We start from the raw sequence: 14,078 nt of genomic DNA, 5'->3' as shown, positions 1-14,078 counted from the left end.
AGCGGTGCATCAGTCACCAACGATGTTGAGTGTGCCGACGCCATCGCGAGCAGGCTCGCTCCTACAGGGGACTTGAGGAGTATTCGAGAATGCTGCAAGTCGACAAACTGCACCAGTACTACGGCGGAAGCCACATCCTGCGCGGCCTGACGTTTGACGCGAAGGTCGGCGAAGTCACCTGCCTGCTCGGGCGCAACGGCGTGGGCAAAACCACGCTGCTCAAGTGCCTGATGGGCCTGTTGCCGGCCAAGGAAGGGGCGGTCAATTGGGAAGGCAAACCGATCACCACGTTCAAGCCGCACCAACGCGTGCACGCAGGGATCGCCTACGTGCCGCAGGGCCGGGAAATCTTCGGCCGCCTGACCGTGGAAGAAAACCTGCTGATGGGCCTGTCGCGCTTCCCCGGCAGCGAGGCCAAAGAAGTCCCGGCGTTCATCTACGAGCTGTTCCCGGTGCTGCTGCAAATGAAGCAACGCCGTGGCGGCGACCTGTCCGGTGGCCAGCAACAACAACTGGCCATCGGCCGTGCGCTGGCCAGTCGCCCTCGCCTGCTGATCCTCGACGAACCCACCGAAGGCATACAGCCCTCGGTGATCAAGGAGATCGGTGCCGTAATCAAAAAGCTCGCGGCCCGGGGCGACATGGCCATTTTACTGGTCGAGCAGTTCTACGATTTCGCCGCCGAGCTGGCGGACCAATACCTGGTGATGTCCCGGGGCGAAATCGTGCAACAGGGTCGCGGAGAGAATATGGAAGCCGAAGGGGTGCGCGGGCTGGTAACGATCTGAGTCGATCACTTTCCGTGAGGCCTGGAGGGGACCGGTTGGCAAGGAACCCAACTCGTTATCGATGAGGCGCACCAATTTATTGCACGATATTTCATAATTGGCCCTGCGCTGGTGCATCAACACAATCAATAGTCGCCTCCTGCTTGCGAATCCTTGCGGCACAGCCTTTGCAACCTTCGTGACGACCTCACGATAAGCACTGACTATGACTCTTCCCGCATCCGGCACCTTGTTTACCCCCAGTTGGCACGCCGAACTGGAGCTGGGCTATGCCCGATTCGACAAGACCACCCGCCCGGTCCAGCGCCGACACAAAGGTCCGTTGCGGGTGCAAAAACACCTGTATGCCGAAGGGCTGCAAGTCTGCCAGCACATCATCGTCCACCCGCCCGGCGGAATTGCCGGTGGTGATCGGCTGGACATCTCGGCCAGCGTCGAGCGCGATGCCTGGGCACAAATCACCAGCCCCGGCGCGGCCAAGTGGTATCGCGCCGCCGGCCCCGCCTATCAGCAACTGAAGTTAAAGGTGGCGGCCGGAGCGACATTGGAATGGCTGCCCCAGGAGACGATCATTTTCAGCGCGGCCCAGGCGCAACTCAGCACGTCCATCGACCTTGAAGGCGATGCGCGGCTGTTCTACTGGGACGTCGTGGCCCTGGGCCGTCCGGCCAGTGGCGAGCGCTTCGACCTTGGGCACTTCCAGGCGCAACTGGATATCCGCCGCGACGGCCAGTTGATCTGGCATGAGTGCCAGCGCATTGTCGGGGCGGACGGTTTGCTGGACTCGCCGATCGGGCTGGATGGGCAACCGGTGTTTGCTACGTTGTTGGTGACGGGTGAGGTTGAACGCGAACTGCTGGAGCGCTGCCGCTCACTGCCCAACGACGTGCGCGGGGATTTGACGCAGTTGCCGGGGTTGGTGGTGGCGCGATGTCTGGCCAGTGAGGCGCTGTTGGCGCGAGGTTGGCTGATTGAACTTTGGAAGTTGTTACGCCCAGCCTTGCTTGGCCGTGAAGCCTTGCCACCCAGAATATGGAGCACCTGAATTGCTTTTCTGTGCAAACAGGCCCAACTCTTTTTAATCTGCCCTGATGGATTCCTACGATGGACCTGACCCCACGCGAAAAAGACAAGCTGCTGATCTTCACCGCCGGCCTGGTGGCCGAGCGGCGTTTGGCTCGCGGCGTGAAACTCAATTATCCGGAGGCCATGGCCTACATCTCCGCCGCGCTGCTTGAAGGCGCCCGCGACGGCCAGACCGTGGCCGACCTGATGCACTTCGGCACCACCCTGTTGACCCGCGAACAAGTGATGCAAGGCATCCCGGAAATGATCCCGGAAATCCAGGTCGAAGCCACCTTCCCCGACGGCACCAAACTGGTCACCGTCCACCAACCCATCGCCTGAGGCCGCGCCATGACTTACCACATCCGCGATGCCGTGCATGCCGACCTGCCAGCCATCCTCGACATCTACAACGACGCGGTGCTCAACACCACGGCGATCTGGAACGAGCAGGCGGTCGACCTCGGCAACCGCCAGGCCTGGTTCAACGCCCGGCAATCCCAGGCTTATCCGATCCTGGTGATTGTAGATGCCGACGACACGGTGCTCGGGTACGCCTCGTTCGGCGACTGGCGACCCTTCGACGGTTTCCGCCACACCGTCGAGCATTCGGTCTATGTACACAGCGACCAGCGCGGCAACGGCCTCGGCCCGCAATTGATGGAAGCGCTGATTGAGCGCGCCAAAGGCTGCGGCAAGCATGTGATGGTCGCGGCCATCGAAAGCGGTAATGCCGCCTCCATTCGCTTGCATGAGCGCATCGGCTTTATCGCCACCGGGCAAATGCCTCAGGTCGGCACCAAATTCGGCCGCTGGCTGGACCTGACCTTCATGCAACTGACCCTCGACCCCGGCGCGCAACCACCCGCCGCCAACAAGGAGTGATCGTCCATGAACCCCGCCCAATTGCGACGCGTCAATGTCGAAAGCTTTGCGCATTATCGCCAAGGCCTGATCGATTTGCTGCTCGATGCCGTCGGCTATGGCGCCAGTGTCGGCTTCATGGCTGACCTCGATGCCACCCAGGCCCATGCCTGGTTCGACGAGGTCCAGGACAACTTGAACAAGGGCAATGTGCTGCTGTGGTTGGTGGTCAAGGACGAGCAGGTGCAGGCCAGCGTACAGCTGAGTCTGTGCCAGAAAGCCAACGGCCTGAACCGTGGCGAAGTGCAAAAACTGCTGGTGCGCGAACATGCGCGGCGTCGTGGTCTGGGCCAGCAACTGATGAGCGCTCTGGAAGCGGCGGCCCTGCAGCAAAAGCGCGGCATGCTTTACCTCGACACCGAAGCCGGCTCGCCCGCCGAAGCCTTCTACCAATCGCTGGGCTACACCCGCGCCGGTGAAATCCCCGACTACGCCTGCGATCCGAGCGGCCGCTACAAGCCGACCGCCCTGTACTACAAAATTCTCCAAGGAGCCCATTGATGATTCCCGGTGAGTACCAGATCCAGCCCGGCGAGATCGAACTCAACGTCGGCCGGCGCACGATCAGTCTGAAAGTGGCCAACAGTGGTGATCGGCCGATCCAGGTCGGCTCGCATTACCACTTTTTCGAAACCAACGACGCCCTGACGTTCGACCGCACCGCCAGCCGCGGCATGCGCTTGAACATCCCCGCCGGCACCGCCGTGCGCTTCGAACCGGGGCAGAGCCGTGAGGTGGAGTTGGTGGATTTGGCCGGGCATCGCCGGGTGTTCGGCTTTGCCGGGCGGATCATGGGTGACCTGTAAGTAATTCGGTGTCCGCTCAGGCCCCTTCGCGAGCAGGCTCGCTCCTACATGAGACCGCGATCAAATGCAGGAGCGAGCCTGCTCGCGATAGCGAGTAATGCGAGCGATCTCAAAATCAATTGAATCTCAAGGCGAACACATGAAGATTTCCCGTCAAGCCTACGCCGACATGTTCGGTCCCACCGTCGGTGATAAGGTGCGCCTGGCCGATACCGAGTTGTGGATCGAAGTGGAACAGGATTTCACCACCTACGGCGAAGAAGTGAAATTCGGTGGCGGTAAAGTCATCCGTGACGGCCAGGGTCAGAGCCAGTTGCTGGCTGCCGACGTGGTCGACACCTTGATTACTAACGCGCTGATCATTGATCACTGGGGCATCGTCAAGGCCGACGTCGGCCTCAAGGACGGGCGCATCGCGGCGATCGGCAAGGCCGGTAACCCGGACATCCAGCCCAACGTCAACATCGCCATTGGCGCCAGCACCGAAGTCATCGCTGGCGAGGGCATGATCCTCACCGCTGGCGGCATCGATACCCACATCCACTTCATCTGCCCGCAGCAGATCGAAGAGGCATTGATGAGCGGTGTCACCACCATGATCGGTGGCGGCACCGGACCGGCCACCGGCACCAATGCGACCACATGCACCTCCGGGCCGTGGCACCTGGCGCGCATGCTCCAGGCCGCGGACGCGTTCCCGATGAACATCGGCCTGACCGGCAAGGGTAACGCCAGCCTGCCCGAGCCATTGATCGAACAGGTCAAGGCCGGTGCCATCGGCCTCAAGTTGCATGAGGACTGGGGCACTACACCTGCGAGTATCGACAACTGCCTGAATGTGGCCGACCGGTTCGACGTGCAGGTGGCGATCCACACCGACACCCTCAACGAATCCGGTTTCGTCGAGACCACCCTCGCCGCCTTCAAGGGCCGCACGATTCACACCTACCACACTGAAGGTGCCGGTGGCGGTCACGCGCCGGACATCATCAAGGCCTGCGGTTTTGCCAACGTGCTACCTAGCTCCACCAACCCGACCCGGCCGTTCACCCGCAACACCATCGACGAACACCTCGACATGCTGATGGTCTGCCATCACCTCGACCCAAGCATTGCCGAGGATGTGGCCTTCGCCGAAAGCCGCATCCGCCGCGAGACGATTGCCGCCGAAGACATCCTCCATGACCTCGGTGCGTTCTCGATGATCAGCTCCGACAGCCAGGCCATGGGCCGTGTCGGCGAAGTCATAACCCGCACCTGGCAGACCGCCGACAAGATGAAAAAACAACGCGGGCCGCTACCCGGCGATGGTGAAGGCAACGACAACTTCCGCGCCAGGCGCTACATCGCCAAGTACACCATCAACCCGGCAATCACCCACGGCATCAGCCATGAAGTGGGTTCGGTCGAAGTGGGAAAATGGGCAGACCTGGTGCTCTGGCGCCCGGCGTTTTTCGGCGTGAAGCCGACGCTGATTCTCAAGGGCGGTGCCATTGCGGCCAGCCTGATGGGCGACGCCAATGCCTCGATCCCGACGCCACAACCGGTGCATTACCGCCCGATGTTCGCCAGCTTCGGCGGCTCGCTGCACGCCACCAGCCTGACCTTCATCAGTCAGGCGGCGCAGGATGCAGGCTTGCCTGAGGCGCTGGGGTTGAAGAAGAAAATCGCTGTGGTCAAAGGCTGCCGCGACGTGCGGAAAACCGACCTGATCCACAACGACTACCTGCCGAAAATTGACGTCGATTCGCAGACCTACCAGGTCAAGGCCGACGGTGTGTTGCTATGGTGTGAACCGGCGGACACCTTGCCGATGGCCCAGCGTTACTTCCTGTTCTGAGCCGTTTGTTGCACCACACACAAAGGCCTCGCCCCCCAAGGTGTCGAGGCCTTTGTTTTTTCCGTGATTACTGATCGGCCCCAATCCGCAGCCGGTCCAGCTTGGCCCGCGTCATCGCATCTCGGGTCAGGGTTTTCAGCTGCTGCGTGATCTGCCGGTCGATGTCATTCAAGGCTTGAACATACTCCTCGTCAGTCATCAGCCGGCCATCCGCATAGTCGGTTTCACTTTTGCCCAATTCGCTGCACAGTCCCTTGATTTCCGCTTCCACCGCAGTCTTTTCCTCGGCAGTGAATCGCGTACCTTCGGCCCTGCGCTGCAACGCATCCTGCAAATCGATGGTGGCGTCGATCCGGCGTTTAAAGCCGGTCAATTCCTCGCGGTAAGTCGACTCCAACCAGGTTTTCCAGAGCGGTTGCTCGAAGATCCGGTCGATCAGCAGATCACCGTCCTCAAGCGCCTTGATCCGCAGGAACGCTGCCTCGATCATCTCTTTGCTGACTTCGGCGATCGTGCGGAATTGCATACCCCGTGCCTGCCACGGCAAATCCAGGCGCTCTGCCAGATCGGTCATGTAGGCCAGGTGCACTTCCACTTCATCGATAGTGCCGGTCACTTCGCCATTGGCGTCGTAGCGGCGGAATTGCTCTCCCTTCGTCAACCGCTCAGACACCCGCTGACGGGCAATGGCACCGAGCTCGTCGAGCCGGGACTTGCCCAGGGCCAGCTCCAGCAATTGCGTTTCGATCAGGTCCGCACGCACCAGGGCATGGGCTTCGTGAACCATCACCTGCACGCCCATGGCATTGAACAGTTGCGTGCCGCCATCCACGCATTCGGTGGGGGTTGCAGCTTCGTTGAACAACTTGATGCGCAGTTCACTGTCGCGGGCCATGGCTTCGAGCATGCGCCAGACCTTGGTCGTCAGTTCCGTCTGATAGGTGCCGCCGGCCTTGAAGTCGGCGGATTGGGTGAGTTTGTAGACTTCGTTGAAGAACGGCACTGAATCGAATTCATCCTCGACCGCGTTCCAGACTTTCTGTTTTTCCCGCCATTGCTCCACAGACATACCCGCGTCCCATTCCGAACTGTCGAGCACGCCGCGGGGCGGATAAGGACGCTCCGGGTCCATACCGACCGACTCGATGTAAGACTTCAGGATGTCGAGATTTTCCGGTGAGATCCAGCGCGGGCCCCGGCTGATCACGGTGCGCGCCAGCAACTCTGCGCGAAATGAACCGGGCGCGACCTCGGGTATCCGGCTGATCGGGTTATCGGTCAGATCAAGAAAGAAACTGCGCGGTCGCGATTGCGAAAACAGCCCGACCGGCCAGCTGTCGAGCCCTGTTTCGCCCAACAAAAGCACCTGCAAGTGCGGCATTCGGCTGATGTCCGGAATGAGCTTCAGCGGGTTGCCGCGCAAGCGCAGGGACGTCATGCGTGTCAGTTTCTTCAGGCGATCTACCGCCAATGCATCCAGTTCAATGTGATTGCCGTCAAGAAACAGGTGGGTGAGATGACGCATATCCCTCACCGCTTGCGGAAGGGCCGTTAGCCGGTTGTCTTGCAGATTGAGGTAGCGCACCTGATGGAACGAGTCGAGGAACGGCATGTGCTCGCCGCGCAACTGACCACCTCGCAGGCTCAGCGAGGTGACATGGTCGAAGTTGGCCTCCAGCTTCGGCAGGGTATCCAGAAGCTGGCTCAACTTTGGAATGTTATCGAACCTCAAGGACTGCGGGCGCACCACACCCTCCGCCTCTATTCCCTCGGGCCCGGTGCGCTGCCAGCATTGCCTGAGCGCGTCGAAGATCCGGTTTCGCGCATGCCACTCCGCCACGCCCGCCAGGGATAAACGAAAGGACTCTGTCGGCGAGTTCATCCAGCGTTGCAGTGCTCGAATGAGCTGGTTGAACTCGGCCTCCAACGCGGTAAGTCGTTCATGCGCCGAACCACCGTTGTGACCGAACTGCGTCAACAGCGTTTCGATTTCCTCCGAGGAGTGGGCCGGATACAACGACCGAGCCCGCCGCCGCAGCCCCACCCCGCGCGGCGCCTGTTGCGCGTAACCTTGCATGCCGCCACGCAGACGCATGACTTTCGGGTCGTAAGCGGGCTTGAGCACGGGGTTGTCCCGCAAAATCGGCTCAAACAACTGACGACCCAACGGTTGTGCCTTTACCGCTTGCTCAAGCCGTAATGCGTCATGGATTTCAAAGCCCAGGGCGTCGCGCTGCGAGTCGGACAATGCGTGCAGCACCGCCGCATACAGCGTGTCGGCGCCATGCAAGTGTTGATCGCGGGCATCCCGTGCCTCGTATTGGCCGCCCTCCCCCCGGATCAGTACCTTGCGCGTCGGTGCGTCCGGCGCACCGATACTGTTGTTCAAAGGACCTTCAAAAGAATACTCACGAATTTCCAGGCGCAGATCCGACGGCCATTCCGGTAGCGCTGCCAGTGAATGCAACTCCAGCCGCACGGTATCCTGGTTGTGCAGTTCGTCGAGATAAAGGCCTTCATAGGCCCGTGTCATCCGCAATTGCTCGGCGTCCTTGCGGGCTTGTTCAACCAGCCGCAAAGGTACGCGTTTTTTTTCGGTCAGGTGTTGCACGTCCGAGGGGTGCGCCTCAACCAGCAGTTCTTGCGCCTGGCTGATCGAGATGTCTGCAAAATCGTCCTTGAGCAGATTCACCAAAGGATCCTCCGAACGGGTCCGACGACTGTACAGGAGGTCGAATAACTGCCGCTTGCGCTGGCTCACCTTTGCCGCCCATTGCTCGCGCAATGCTTTGGAACGCTTCTGCGCGTCACCGGAAAACCATTCACCGAGCAGTTCGCGAAGCGCCTGTTCGTCAAGGAACCCTACCACGCGCTCGGGCAGCGCCCCCGCCAGCAGGTCCGACCAGGTCATCTGCAATGTATTGGCCGGTGACGCCTGGGCATAGCCCTCCTTGATCGCCGCCCCCGTAAGTCCCGGCCCCTGGAAGACTTCAATGGCCTTGTCGTCGGGCCAGCCGCTCATTTCGGTCATGGATCGCACGGCGTAATCGGCCCATTCCTCGCCGATCCGATTGGCCAGAATTTGCTCTGCGCAGGCTTGCGCATCGGCATGGGCCTTGAAGCGTTTGAGGGTGTCGACCAGCATCGCCGGCGGGGTTTCATGCTCGACGTGAAGCCGGCGCAGGACATTTTCGTGCACGCCACTGACGGTCAAAACCTGGTTCAGGATTTCATCGGAGAAACCGTCTGCCGAAGCCCCCAGGCGTCTGAGCAATTGGCGTCTGTCCCATTCAAGCGGTTGATCGAGTTCGGTCTTCCAGCTACCGGCACCGTTATGCTCCAGCAGCGGCTGATAGGCGTCGGCACGGGTTGGATGCGCAAGACCATGCTGTCCGGTAGTGGGGTCCTGCCTGACCCCGTAACACTTCTCGTCGAGCCGCAGCAGGTCCTGGTCCTGATGCCGGTAGAGGCCCTTTTCGCTGACCGGCGCGTCCGGCGGCAAGGCAATCGGATGTTCATAGGGACGCAGATCCGGGTTCCACAACCGCTCCTTGCCGCGCACCTCCACCGATTTGAGGCCCTCGACAAATGGCGAGACCTTGATGGGTGTCAGCCTGCCGCTCGGCAACACGTGCCCGACACTCATAAGCGCCAACTGCGCAAAGTTGATCAGCACGCCATTGAAATAGGCAGAGGCCTCCTCTTTATCACCCTTGCTCCAGTCTTCGACACCTTCTGCCACCTCGGCGAGCATTTGCGCGACCATGACTCCCAGCATTGCTTCGCCCAATCCGGGTACCAGCATCGCGGCAAAATTGAAGATGTTCCAGCCGATCTCCAGGTAACTGGTCAAACGTTTGAAGCGCGCTGTCGCATCTTCATCGTCAGTCGGCACAGCGATGAGCCTGGCGTCGGCGATGGCCTTATTGCGGCGCTCTTGAAACAGCGTTATCCACAGGTCACCGTGGATGCGGTTGGTGATGGGTTCCGCGTTGGGGTTCTCTACCGCGGTTTCACGCCACCACGGCCCCATGTCGAACGGTTCGGGTTGATGCCAGGTAAAGGTCGTGAAGCGCTCGTTGACACGGGTGAAAAAAACGCCTTTGTCCTTTTGCGCCACGAACCGGCTGAAAAAGGCTTGGTACTCGGTGTTGCGTAACTGGCCGATCAGCGTCGCCATGAACTCGGTCAGCGACGAGTATTCCTTCAAGGGGTGAACAGGATCATCCGGGACATAGGCGATCAACGGGCCGGACAAGCGGCTTTGCTGGTAAATATCGTCCTTGCGCAAAAGCTCATCGGTCACGCCCTGCGGGCCATTGGCAAAGAATGCCTGTATCAATTTGAACTGTTCATACTCGTTCCCGGGTAACACCGGAATACGCTGTGACCACTCACTCCAGAACTTCAACGAGTCGGGGGTCAGCGCATCGATTGCCTTCTTTAATGCCGATGGATCAGCAATCGCACTGAACAACACAATGCCGGTCAGCCTGAAACCCATCAGTGATAAACGATGGCTGTGCAATGGCTGGTCATAAAACGTTATGTTTGCGCGGTTTTCACGCATTAGCCCAAGCTTGGTGTAGGCGTAATCACTGATATCCCCCTTTAATCTGGCAATCAGCGCCGCCACCTGAAAAGTGGCCTTTTCGCTGGCCACCGAGTCGTGCTGCAACGTCCGCTGCGCTTCAACGTTGCTGGGCAGCAAGACGGACTTGATGTGCCGTTGATATTGCCCGCCGATGTCCAGACTTCGGCATAACGACGTAAAGCGTGGCAGGGGGATCGCGGGTTCAAGTACAAGACTGCCACGCGCATCCTTGCGGTAAATGCCGGAGCTGTCCCGCCAGGCGTCTTCGGTGGTTTCGGACTCTTCGAAATTATGCAGCGCCGCTTCCAGCAGCGTGGACTGCCGAACGCGACTGGCACCGGTATCGATGACAAAGGCAATTTTGCTTGGCACTGCAAGTTGCACGCTGAGCTCGTTGACGTTCTCGACGGTATTGAAGTTCGACTTCAATGCCGTACTCAGTAGAGGCTCGGCGAAGGTATTGATGTCGTGTTGCAAATCACCCAGCGTCTTGTCCAGTACGCCTTGCAAGCGTCCTTGTTCTTCAATCAATTCTTTCAGGTATTGGCGGTCAATTTCCCGTGCCCGGCCGTACCACTCGGGGGTTTGGGGCCGCAGTGTTTCGAGGGTTTTCAGTTTCGCCATCGACGCCTTTTTTATCGCGCCGGGTATTGCGCCGAGTACGCGTTCGTAATGAACGCCGTTATTTTCGGCGGGAGTTTCCAGCGAGTTGCTTCCGTGCAAGTCAGACACTTTTTCATCACCTTGATGACAAGATAGGAGCCCACAGACTTACTCACCGGAACCTGAAAAAAAAGACCAAATTACTGTTGAGCCAGCGCTCTAAAAAGGCGCTGACGGTTCGAAATTCAAAGAGTCGCCAATACATAGATACCGCCAGAGCAGCCCACATTTATGTCGCTGCTTGAGTGGTCGTGTTTTTCCCGCCAAAGGAACTACTATTCGACTCGCCGTTCCCCGAATCATGCTCAGATAACCGACATGCGTCTTTCCGAGTTGATCGTGTTGCACGTTGATCGCATCGTCGATGAGTGGGAACAGTTCGCCAAAACCAATGCGGGAGCGAGCCTGCTCGCGAAAGCGGCCTGACAGGCAATGCAAAAACAACAGAATATTTACTCGACCAACAACCGCCCCAACCTCTGCTTGAGCATGCGGTTCTCCGCCCGCAGTTGCTGGACTTCTTCGAGCAGGTCCAGCGCCAGGGCGACGCCTTCCCATTCCAGGTCAAGGTCGCGCCGCAGCTTGGCGGCGCGCCTGGCCAGGGTCAGCTCGTAGTCGTTGAAAACCCAGTCCTTGGGCTGAGCGCCCTGAGGTTCGAGGATGCCGTGCTCGACGATTTCGATCACGTAGACGTCCGACAACTCGGCCGCCTCACAGAATTCTGCCATGTCCAGTTGAACGTTCAGGGGACTGCTCATAGTCAGTGACTCCTTGGTTCCATGGGATCAAAAATGCTCTCGCGGGTCGAACGCGGCTTTTTTCGCCAGCTCCTGCCACAGGGCCTTGATGTCATCGTCGGATTTCTTCGGCATCACGGTTTTCAGTTGCACGAACAGGTAACCACGCTCACCGGCCTTGTTCATCAGGCCATGGCCCTTGGCGCGCATGCGCTGGCCGTTCTGGCTGCCGGCCGGGACCTTGAGGTTGATCTTGCCGGTCAGGGTCGGCACGGCGACTTCAGCGCCCAGCGCCAGCTCCCAAGGTGCCAGTGGCAAGGTGATGATCAGGTTCTCGCCTTCGACGTCGAACTTCGGGTGCGGTGCAAAACGGATCGTCAGGTACAGGTCGCCATTGGCCCCGCCACCCACGCCCGGAGCGCCCTGCCCCTTGAGGCGAATGCGCTCGCCGTCGCTCACACCGGCCGGAATCTTCACGTTCAGGCTCTTGCTGGTGTTGCTCACATGTTGGCCGGCCGCGTTGTACTGCGGCACCTGGAAGGTGACCTTCTTCGATTCGGTCGACAGTGTTTCTTCGAGAAAAACCCCAAGTTCCATTTCCACGTCCTGCCCTCGACGTCCGGTGCTGCGACGCGACTGTCCACCACCACTGAAACCAGGCCCACGGTTGCCGAAGATCGAACTGAAGAAGTCCGAGAAATCGCCCGTGTCCTGGCCACCGCCACCGAAACCGCCACGGCTTTGCCAGCCTGGTGGTCCCTGGAACGGTTGGCCGTGCTGGCCATAGCGGCGCAAATCATCGTATTCGGCGCGTTTGTCGGCGCTTTTCAGTGCTTCATAGGCTTCCGAAGCGTCCTTGAACCTGGACTCGGCGTCCTTTTCCTTGCTGACGTCGGGGTGGTATTTGCGCGCCAGCTTGCGATAGGCGGCCTTGATCGCCTTATCGTCTGCGGTCGGCTCCACACCGAGAATCTTGTAATAGTCTTTGAAGTCCATCGAGGGAATCACCATCCGTTATCAGAATCGCGCCACGGGCCACAGCATGCGCTAGTTTGCAGCCATTGGTTTGACCGATCTCAAGTTTGTGACCGGGCGGCGCAGCAGAAGTTTATCGGCAGCAGGCGGGGCTTCTTGCGAGCACTCCCACGGCTGTCCGGTTGATGCAGGGTAGTTTGGGGGGGATGCCCCATCTTTCAAGGCATTGCTTGCGAAGAATTAGCAGATAACCGGCCTTCGAATCTGGCGCGCTCTGACATACACTGCGCGGCCGTTTTTTAACCGGAACCTGAAAGACATGAACAACGCATCTCCAGCCCGTGCCTTGGGTATCGACTTTGGCACGTCCAACTCCACTGTCGGCTGGCTGCGCCCCGGCGTGGAAACGCTGATCGCGCTGGAGGACGACAAGATCACCCTGCCGTCAGTGGTCTTCTTCAACATCGAAGAACGTCGCCCGGTGTACGGCCGTCTGGCGTTGCACGAGTACCTGGAAGGCTACGAAGGCCGCCTGATGCGCTCGCTCAAGAGCCTGCTGGGTTCCAAGCTGATCAAGCACGACACCAGCGTCCTGGGCACGGCGATGCCGTTCAAGGACCTGCTCGGGCTGTTCATCGGCCAGCTCAAGAGCCGCGCCGAAGCGTCCGCCGGTCGGGAATTCGAAGAAGTGGTGCTGGGCCGCCCGGTGTTTTTTGTCGACGATGACCCGATGGCCGACAAAGAAGCCGAAGACACCCTGGTAGACGTGGCGCGCAAGATCGGCTTCAAGGAAGTCTCGTTCCAGTACGAACCGATTGCCGCAGCGTTCGACTACGAGTCGACCATCGAGAAAGAAGAGCTGGTACTGATCGTCGACATCGGCGGTGGTACCTCCGACTTCTCGCTGGTGCGCCTGTCGCCGGAGCGTCGGGGTGTGGACAACCGCCACGAGGACATCCTCGCCACCGGCGGTGTGCACATCGGCGGAACCGACTTCGACAAACAGCTCAGCCTGCAAGGCCTGATGCCGCTGTTCGGCTACGGTAGCCGCATGAAGAGCGGCGCCTACATGCCGACCAGTCACCACATGAACCTGGCGACCTGGCACACCATCAACTCGGTGTACTCGCAGAAGTCGCAGCTGGCCCTGGGCAGCATGCGATACGACATCGAGGACACCGGCGGTATCGACCGCCTGTTCAAGCTGATCGAACAGCGCGCCGGGCACTGGCTGGCTATGGAAGTGGAAGAAACCAAGATCCAGCTGACCCACGCCGACAATCGCCACGTGCCGCTTGATCGTATTGAAGCGGGCCTGAGCGTGGACTTGAGCCGTGCACTGTTCGAGTCGGCCATCGATAACCTGCTGGAGCGGGTGCGCAACAGCGTCACCCAACTGCTGGTGGACGCCGATGTGCGGGTCGATCAGGTCGATACGGTGTTCTTCACCGGTGGTTCGAGCGGGATTCCGGCGCTGCGCAACAGTGTTTCGGCGATGTTGCCGAATGCGCGGCATGTGGAAGGGAACATCTTTGGCAGTATCGGCAGTGGGTTGGCGATTGAAGCGGCCAAGCGTTACGGCTCCATGGACTGATCTGAAACCGAAGCGCCTTCATCGCGGGCAAGCCACGCTCCCACAGGTCATGCGCCGTCCTTGTGGGAGCGCGGCTTGCCCGCGATGGCGTC

The 14,078-nt window shown here is 59.9% G+C and carries 11 protein-coding genes; 8 read left to right on the top strand and 3 right to left on the bottom strand.

Translation table 11 applies throughout. The features are described 5' to 3' along the window. The first annotated feature begins 89 nt into the window (after nucleotides 1-89). The 7 genes from urtE (at nucleotide 90) to ureC (ending at nucleotide 5,423) form a co-directional block, all read left to right on the top strand. Nucleotides 90-788 (top strand): urea ABC transporter ATP-binding subunit UrtE, encoded by a 699-nt coding sequence (urtE, locus tag AC3IX1_RS03045; protein ID WP_489387082.1) that lies wholly within the window; start codon nucleotides 90-92, stop codon nucleotides 786-788. A gap of 205 nt (nucleotides 789-993) precedes the next feature. After that, on the top strand, nucleotides 994-1,833 hold the full coding sequence (locus AC3IX1_RS03040; protein ID WP_489387081.1) for an urease accessory protein UreD: 840 nt from the start codon (nucleotides 994-996) through the stop codon (nucleotides 1,831-1,833). A 59-nt stretch (nucleotides 1,834-1,892) separates the two neighbouring features. Next, entirely contained in the window at nucleotides 1,893-2,195 is a 303-nt protein-coding gene (locus tag AC3IX1_RS03035) for an urease subunit gamma (RefSeq protein ID WP_489387080.1), read from the top strand. A gap of 9 nt (nucleotides 2,196-2,204) precedes the next feature. Continuing rightward, entirely contained in the window at nucleotides 2,205-2,738 is a 534-nt protein-coding gene (locus tag AC3IX1_RS03030) for a GNAT family N-acetyltransferase (protein ID WP_489387079.1), read from the top strand. Between the two features lie 6 nt (nucleotides 2,739-2,744). Then, the gene (locus AC3IX1_RS03025) at nucleotides 2,745-3,278 is read left to right on the top strand and encodes a GNAT family N-acetyltransferase (protein ID WP_489387078.1); all 534 of its coding nucleotides are present in this window, start codon (nucleotides 2,745-2,747) and stop codon (nucleotides 3,276-3,278) included. Continuing rightward, nucleotides 3,278-3,583 (top strand): urease subunit beta, encoded by a 306-nt coding sequence (locus AC3IX1_RS03020; protein WP_489387077.1) that lies wholly within the window; start codon nucleotides 3,278-3,280, stop codon nucleotides 3,581-3,583. The genes AC3IX1_RS03025 and AC3IX1_RS03020 overlap by 1 nt, the downstream gene beginning before the upstream one ends. Before the next feature lie 139 nt (nucleotides 3,584-3,722). Continuing rightward, the gene (gene ureC / locus AC3IX1_RS03015) at nucleotides 3,723-5,423 is read left to right on the top strand and encodes an urease subunit alpha (RefSeq protein WP_489387076.1); all 1,701 of its coding nucleotides are present in this window, start codon (nucleotides 3,723-3,725) and stop codon (nucleotides 5,421-5,423) included. 67 nt (nucleotides 5,424-5,490) lie between these two features. Here the strand turns inward: ureC and AC3IX1_RS03010 are convergent, their stop codons facing one another. The 3 genes from AC3IX1_RS03010 to AC3IX1_RS03000 all read right to left on the bottom strand — a co-directional run bounded on the left by AC3IX1_RS03010 (nucleotide 5,491) and on the right by AC3IX1_RS03000 (nucleotide 12,413). Beyond that, nucleotides 5,491-10,749 (bottom strand): NEL-type E3 ubiquitin ligase domain-containing protein, encoded by a 5,259-nt coding sequence (locus AC3IX1_RS03010; protein WP_489387075.1) that lies wholly within the window; start codon nucleotides 10,747-10,749, stop codon nucleotides 5,491-5,493. A 383-nt stretch (nucleotides 10,750-11,132) separates the two neighbouring features. Next, entirely contained in the window at nucleotides 11,133-11,438 is a 306-nt protein-coding gene (locus tag AC3IX1_RS03005; RefSeq protein ID WP_489387074.1) for a chaperone modulator CbpM, read from the bottom strand. Nucleotides 11,439-11,465: 27 nt separating this feature from the next. Next, the gene (locus AC3IX1_RS03000) at nucleotides 11,466-12,413 is read right to left on the bottom strand and encodes a DnaJ C-terminal domain-containing protein (RefSeq protein WP_489387073.1); all 948 of its coding nucleotides are present in this window, start codon (nucleotides 12,411-12,413) and stop codon (nucleotides 11,466-11,468) included. A 298-nt stretch (nucleotides 12,414-12,711) separates the two neighbouring features. Between AC3IX1_RS03000 and AC3IX1_RS02995 the strand changes: the two genes are divergently transcribed. After that, a complete protein-coding gene (locus AC3IX1_RS02995; RefSeq protein ID WP_489387072.1) occupies nucleotides 12,712-13,986 on the top strand; it encodes an Hsp70 family protein in 1,275 nt (424 codons plus the stop codon). The last annotated feature ends 92 nt before the right edge of the window (nucleotides 13,987-14,078 follow it).

This window comes from Pseudomonas sp. KH_046_2, assembly GCF_057838985.1.
Note: the sequence above shows the minus strand (reverse complement) of the source record. Positions and strands in the feature narration are given on the sequence as shown.